The sequence below is a fragment of the Calditrichota bacterium genome, assembly GCA_016867835.1.
Taxonomy (GTDB): Bacteria; Electryoneota; AABM5-125-24; order Hatepunaeales; family Hatepunaeaceae; genus VGIQ01.
The window spans coordinates 1-6,516 of the sequence record VGIQ01000137.1; the positions used below are offsets into that span (position 1 = coordinate 1).

General features: G+C 53.7%; 7 protein-coding genes. All 7 read right to left on the bottom strand.

Going from position 1 to position 6,516, the window contains the following annotated elements; all coding sequences use genetic code 11:
• The coding region (locus tag FJY67_10815; protein MBM3329939.1) for a hypothetical protein at positions 1-479 on the bottom strand (479 nt) is incomplete at its 3' end.
• Between the two features lie 8 nt (positions 480-487).
• Entirely contained in the window at positions 488-2,140 is a 1,653-nt protein-coding gene (locus FJY67_10820) for a hypothetical protein (GenBank protein MBM3329940.1), read from the bottom strand.
• 87 nt (positions 2,141-2,227) lie between these two features.
• Entirely contained in the window at positions 2,228-3,919 is a 1,692-nt protein-coding gene (locus tag FJY67_10825; GenBank protein ID MBM3329941.1) for a hypothetical protein, read from the bottom strand.
• A 21-nt stretch (positions 3,920-3,940) separates the two neighbouring features.
• Positions 3,941-4,426 (bottom strand): NUDIX domain-containing protein, encoded by a 486-nt coding sequence (locus FJY67_10830; GenBank protein ID MBM3329942.1) that lies wholly within the window; start codon positions 4,424-4,426, stop codon positions 3,941-3,943.
• Entirely contained in the window at positions 4,411-5,181 is a 771-nt protein-coding gene (locus tag FJY67_10835) for a hypothetical protein (protein MBM3329943.1), read from the bottom strand. The genes FJY67_10830 and FJY67_10835 overlap by 16 nt, the downstream gene beginning before the upstream one ends.
• Positions 5,182-5,225: 44 nt before the next feature.
• Entirely contained in the window at positions 5,226-6,044 is an 819-nt protein-coding gene (locus FJY67_10840) for a Nif3-like dinuclear metal center hexameric protein (GenBank protein MBM3329944.1), read from the bottom strand.
• A complete protein-coding gene (locus FJY67_10845) occupies positions 5,983-6,399 on the bottom strand; it encodes a DoxX family protein (GenBank protein ID MBM3329945.1) in 417 nt (138 codons plus the stop codon). The genes FJY67_10840 and FJY67_10845 overlap by 62 nt, the downstream gene beginning before the upstream one ends.
• Positions 6,400-6,516: the final 117 nt, after the last annotated feature.

Below are 6,516 nucleotides of genomic sequence, written 5' to 3' on the forward strand. Positions count from 1 at the left end.
TCCTTCAAGATCACCGATCCGACCGGCACCCGCCCGAGCATCACGATCATCGCTGTAACCGCGAGCAGTCCAGCCTGCCACGACCGCACCCTAAACGCCCGAAACGCTGCCGATGCGATGTAAAACGCCAGCGTCGCATACATCGTCGAACTCATCGGGACATACATCTGGAGATAGAAGCGATCGTTGAAGACCGTCCCGGGCGTGATGCCGCCGATAAAGCCTACTACTGCTGTAACGATCAGTGTGACAATGGTGATGATCTTGTAGGGCCAGTCGTGTTCGCGGCGCTGAACCTGATCGACATTGACGCGGATCAGGTTGGCAATGCCGAGCACCGTCGCGAAGGCGACGACGATCACCGCCCATTGCTGAAAGCGGCCGGCAATTCCCTGCACCGCATGGTGCGGCACGAAGAATTGCAGGATCATGAAGAGGCCGAAGAAGAGGGTTATTCTAAGCGGGATTTCGTGGCGCATAGTTTATTTCACTGTCCAATGAGGGGAGTGTTATGGTCCGATCGACGTTCCCATATAACGAAGTCATCCCTGACCAGAACCTGATTATACTGAGTGTCGAGGAAGGAGGACAACTCCGGGAACTTGCGAGTGGTTGTCGGTCCGGCTGGCCAGGGTTTATCTTCACAAGTCATTTGGACGACATAGCGCGGTTGGGCACCCTGCAGTTCCCGAATGAACCGTTTCCTGAGTCCTACAATGTAGGGCGATTCGATATGGTGATAGAACTGCTGATCGCTGACAAACGACGTCGCGAGGTCGGCTTTGGCAAGCAGCAAGGCGTGCGCGGCGCCGGACGTCCAGTCGAGCGGCTGCACGGTGTCGCCGGGTTGGAGGTGTTCCCTAAGGTAGTTTGCGATCTCGTCGATCCGGCCATTCTTAGGCGCCCGCGGTTCAAGGTGAACAACCTGATATATGAAATCGCTCGAAAGCGGCAGGCGTGGACCAATCAAAAGTGCCAAGACCAGTACCAGTGTTGAGAATTTGTGATTTCCCCCCCAGGGGACCTGATGTTCAGTGAAAAACAGCGCCGTCACCAGAGGACATAGGAAGACTGCAAGAAGTGCGTAGTGATAAGCCCAGAATTGACCCGATATGGTCGGGTAGAGAGCGCATACAAGACTCATTGCCGCAAGCACATTGATGCGGTCGCGCAGTTGACAGGGCAGAAGTCCCTCGCGAGCAACCAGAAAGTATCCAAATCCACCTGCGACTATCCAAGCGGTGTAGTCCCCGAACCGCAACGTCTCGGTAATCAAAAACTGAATGCGCTTGATGCCTGTAATGACATAGTGTCCGCCTGACATTTGGGTGTAGAGGGGGTAATAATTTTGAGCAATCTCAAGAAATGGAGCAAGGGCATTATTAAGCAGTAAGTAGAAAAATACGGGCAGCACGACAGTCAAGAATCCAATTAACGAGAATCCAGCCATCGCAGGCAGCCTCTTCAGTGCCGTCTGCCAAGTTGAACGATACCTCCAACCATCGAATATTCGGTAGTGAAGCAGCACCGGCCAGCCGATAAGGGCGTGCGGCTTGTTCAATGCGATAAAGCCAAAACATAGCCCGATGACGATGTCGTCGCCAATTCTGCGGCTCGAAGCATTCAAAGTGATATTGGATGCGATTAACAGCGGCAGGGCTATAATCCATTCGCGCTCGAGACTGCCGGATGGTGCCGCAGAGATGTAATAGATACCGACGACAACCACTGCAAGCGAGGCAGCCTGTCGTCCGAACGGTCGGATAATCCTCCAGATGAGCAACATTATACCGCTCATCCAGCAGAGGTCGAGAATACGAAAGGCAATATCGCTGTAACCCAGGGTCTTCAGCCAGAGGATATTAAATATGTGCGTCCCGGGCAGGCTGAAGTCAAAGAAGTCGCGATAGGGAATTAGGCCGCGCTCGGCGATAAGCCAGGCGTAATATTGTAGGATTGGGCCGTCGTGAACGAATCTCCACCAGAGCGAGGCGACTGCCTGAACCAGCAGCAATGACCAGAGACCGACTTCCAATATCCACGACCTGGATGCAAATAGTGGATGACCGGCTGGATCGTTAGCGGTTGAGGTTTGATAAGCGTCGCCGGACGAGTCGGAGCGCTTCTGAGGCGATGTCACCCCCGTTCTAATCTCTGCAAGAAGGCCTCAGTGGCAATATGGTAATCGCCGGAAAGGCTGATGACTGGACGTGGGATCTCTGCTCTGTTATGATGCCTCCTTAGATGCCGATTCATCAGCGCCTGACACATACTCCATATCGCGCACAACAATCTCTGCCAGTCGTTTTCCAATCATCGAGTAGGGGATGATCACCTCGGTTGCGCCATTTTGCTTCAGTTCATCCATTTGATGCTGAGAATCGGCAGTAGCGATGATCGTTGCGTTTGGGGCGATTGCGCGCACACCACGAACGATACTTAGGTTGTTTGTGCCTTTAAGCAGCATATCGGGTATGGTCGAAATAATGATCTCTGCAGAGTGGATATGAAGATGCTCAAGCGAATCGATGCTGCTAATGTCACCAAAGGCACAATGTATGCCGCGCGATTGCAGCGTATTCAGTGTTTCCAGACTGAAGTCGATAACCATCAGTTTCTTCAATATCTCGGGATGATTCAACTCTAATTCGCTTACCAGAGCCGATGCCCCGCGGTGGTAACCGAGGAGAAAGATCGAATACGCATGACCTGATTCGTCCTCAGTAGCGCCATCCGCCACCTGCTTGAAGCCCAATCTTGTGACAAAATTGTTGAACAATATATATAGGAAGTGATTTCCCTTAATAAAATAACTGGCGCCAATGGAAGTGATCGCCATCGCGTAGATTATTGTGGACAGAAGTTTCTCATCGATATGTTTATAGGAGACCCCTATGGCCGCAATCACTAACGAAAACTCGCTAATCTGCGCAAGGTTGATACTGGCAATGAAGGACGTCCGCCGACCGCTGCCAGTGAGTGATAGAAGCGGATAAACGGTGATGAAACGCGAAATGACTGTGAAGAGGACGATTAGCAATACAGTCGTCATCATTTCAAGTTCAGGGTACGGAATCTTCATTCCAAGCGAAAGGAAGAACAAGGTCATGAAGAAGTCCCGAAGAGGAAGTATTTTGGCGGTTACATGAACCGAATAGGGAAAGCTCGAGATTGCTGCTCCGGCGATCAAAGCTCCCATTTCCATCGAAAGCCCGATAAATCCCGCGACGCCGGTCACGAAGGCACACCATGCAACTGACACTGCAACGACAAGTTCAGGGGTTTTTGCTATTTTCTCGAAAGTCCACTTCAGGAAGTACTTGCTAAGTGCCCAACCCATAAGCAACAGTCCAGTCCCTTTTAGTAACGCCAAGCCAATGTAAATGAGTTTCGGATCGTTCAAGTTAGGTTGAAAGGCAAGCACAAGTATTGCCCATATATCCTGAAAAATTAAGATCCCCAGTGTAATCCGACCAGGCCGGGTGTCAAGTTCAAACTTGTCGTAAAGGAGTTTTACGACTATGGCCGTGCTCGACAACCCTGTGAATATGGCGAGATAAAGGGCGTCGAGTCTCCCATCGCCAAAATGAAAGCCTATCAACTGAAAGAAACCAAGGCCAATCAGTATCGATAAGAAGAACTGTCCGATACCCGCAGTGATCAAGGCCTTACCGGAGGCAAGTATCTCTTGTAACTTCAACTCCAGACCAATGATGAATAGCAACAGAATGAGCCCGATTTCCGAAATCACCTCGATGCTCTCAGGCTCCGCAACAAGTTTCAAACCCATCTCAGGCCCGATAAGCGCCCCGGCGACGAAGTAGCCCAGGATGACCGGTTGCTTCAAGAGATGAAAGAGATAACCGAGGGAGGTTGCTGCGACGATGGCGATGCCGATTTCTTCGATAATCCCGTGCATAAAGATATGATAATAAAGATGTTAGTGGATGATGATACGCATCAGGGCCGGCGGCTCATTTGCGATAAACAGTTCCTTCAGCAGCGCCAAGCCCCGCCGGTGCACTGGCCAGGTAAAGTATCCTTCGGCTTGTTCCGGAAGAACCCAGCGAAACGCCTGATGCTCGTCCCGGTCAAGTTTGACATCGCCGGGCTGGACGAATACGACAAATAGAGGAACCAGCGCCATCACGCCCTTGATTTGTTCATAGAATATCATCGTTTCGTTCATCGTCCAGAGCGAGAGCGGACGCAGGCCGGTCTCCTCGAGAAGTTCCCGAACCAGTGCCGCCTCGGCGCGCTCGCCTGCTTCAATGTGCCCGTATAGGATCTGCCAACTGCCTGGGGCATAGGCGTCGTCGCCCGAGCGCTGAAGGAGCAGGATGCGGTGGCCATACTCCTTTGGTGTCAGGACGAACGCCGCAGCCATCGACGATTCGACCGGAATGCCGCTTATCGATTCTTCCACTGCGGAGCGCGATTCTCGATCGTCGCGGCAATGCCTTCGTGGGGATCGATGCAGTTCATCAGATCGAGCATAAAGGTCGATTCGGTAATCTTCAACGCCTCCATCACCGGCGAATAGAGGGCTTTATCGACTGCGCGCTTGGCGAGTTGAATGGCGGGGGTGCTATGGGACGCGATGCGGAGGGCATAGTCATCGACGAAAGCGTCCAGTTCGTCGTCGGGGAGTATGCGGGCCACCATCTGCGCTTCGGCGGCTTCAGCCGCAGTGATGATCTTCGAGGAGACGATCCAGTCGAGCGTCCGGTTTCGACCGGCGAGGCGGGGCAGGACGGCGGCGGCTATCGACGGGAAGAGGCCGGCTTTCATGTCGGGAAAGCAGAACCGCGCCGAACGCGCCGCAAAGGTGATGTCACAGAAAGCCGCCAGTTCCGATCCAGGTCCGAAAGCCTCGCCCTGGACGGCGCACAATGTCAGTCCCCGGACTGAATTGATGAGGTCGAAGAACCTCGTGTAGAGCGGCATATAGAGTCCGATCCGCTCGGCGGTCAATTCCTGGTAATCTACGCCGCTGCAAAAGTGATCGCCGGAGCCTCGCAGCAACATGACCTTGACAGTGTCGTCGTCGCGATACTCGAGCAGGGCATTGACAGCCTCTTCCAGAATATCAGAGGTAAGGATGTTGCGCGGCGGCGCTTTAAAGGTCAGGTCGATCCGGCCGCCGTTGCGGCGAAACTCAATAAACTGGTGAGGGGGCATCGCGGTGCCTTGGTACAGGTTGATGAACAGGTATAGGTGATCCGTCAGATCGGATTGGGAATGTCGATGAACTCAGCTTCGAGGTCAAACGTCCGGGCAAGGTGCTCGCCGAGGGCGCGAATGCCCCACTTCTCGGTGTTGTAATGGCCTCCGGCGTAGAGGTTTATCCCGGCTTCCTCGCAGGATCGAACGACATCCTCCCGAATCTCGCCAGTTACGAGGATATCGGCGCCGGCTTTAAGGGCGTCTTCCCAGTAGCCGCTGCCGCCCCCGGAGTTGACGGCTACGGTGCGGATATCCTTTTGTGCCAGTTTAAGCCCCGTGCCGCGGGCGATGAGGGCGCGATCGACCCAGTCGATGAAACCGTCGATCGAGACCGGACGGGTCAACGTGCCGATCGCCATGATAGGCGGTGTCCTGGGTCCGGTGGCTCGACCCACGAAGTGAATGTTATGCAGACCCAACGCTTTGGCAATTTGGGCATTATTGCCCCATACAGTATGACCGTCCAGAGGCAGGTGGTAGGCAAGGAGGTTAATGTCGCGACTTAGCAGGCGCTTCAGTCGCGTCCTCATTATTCCCCGGATGACTATCGGGTGCGGTGAATTTCGCCAGAACAACCCGTGATGCACCAGAATCGCGTCGGCTCCCTGCTTGATGGCGGCTTGGAAGAGACGGTCGCTGACCGACACGCCGGTGGCGATCTTCTTGATCTCAGCCTTGCCTTCGACCTGAATGCCATTGCGGCAGTAGTCCTCGAACTCCCCGCAAGCAAGTAGGTCGTTCAGGAATTCCTCGAGGCTACTTAGTTGCACCACTTCGCCTCCGGAAGAGTATCCTATCGAGGCTCCAGTTACCGGTATCGTGTGCCAGAAACATCAAGAGCCCGGCCAAGAGGCCAAGATTCTTCAGAAATTGGCCGATCTGCCGGGGATCGTCAAGGAAGTTGTGAAAGATCAGCGTCGTCGGGATCAGGAAGACGATCAGCGCTGCTGCGCCCCAGCGTCCCTTTAAGCCGAGGAGCAAGGCAAGCCCGCCTGCCAACTCAAGGAATATCGCTCCGGGCAAAAAGAATGGCTCGACTAATGGCATTCTATGTTCGATCATATTGCGGGCAGTCTCGTCCCATTTGACGATCTTATTGTAGCCTGACCGGAGAAAGATCGGGGTCAGGATGAGTCGGGCGAGAAGCGGTATCAGGTTGTTAAGAACAGGCATTGCGCTCAATCTTGATGCCGCATCGATAATGAGGCTTAGATGGTCTAAGATACGAACACTCATCGCCTCAATCAAGGGGATGGTGCACACCTGTCTGTTAACTGATTGCCAACCGCG

Bases quoted from the DNA above. Each gene is read 5' to 3' on its own strand.
- FJY67_10825 (MBM3329941.1), bottom strand. From the start codon at position 3,919: ATGCACGGGATTATCGAAGAAATCGGCATCGCCATCGTCGCAGCAACC.
- FJY67_10835 (MBM3329943.1), bottom strand. From the start codon at position 5,181: ATGCCCCCTCACCAGTTTATTGAGTTTCGCCGCAACGGCGGCCGGATC.
- FJY67_10845 (MBM3329945.1), bottom strand. From the start codon at position 6,399: ATGCCTGTTCTTAACAACCTGATACCGCTTCTCGCCCGACTCATCCTG.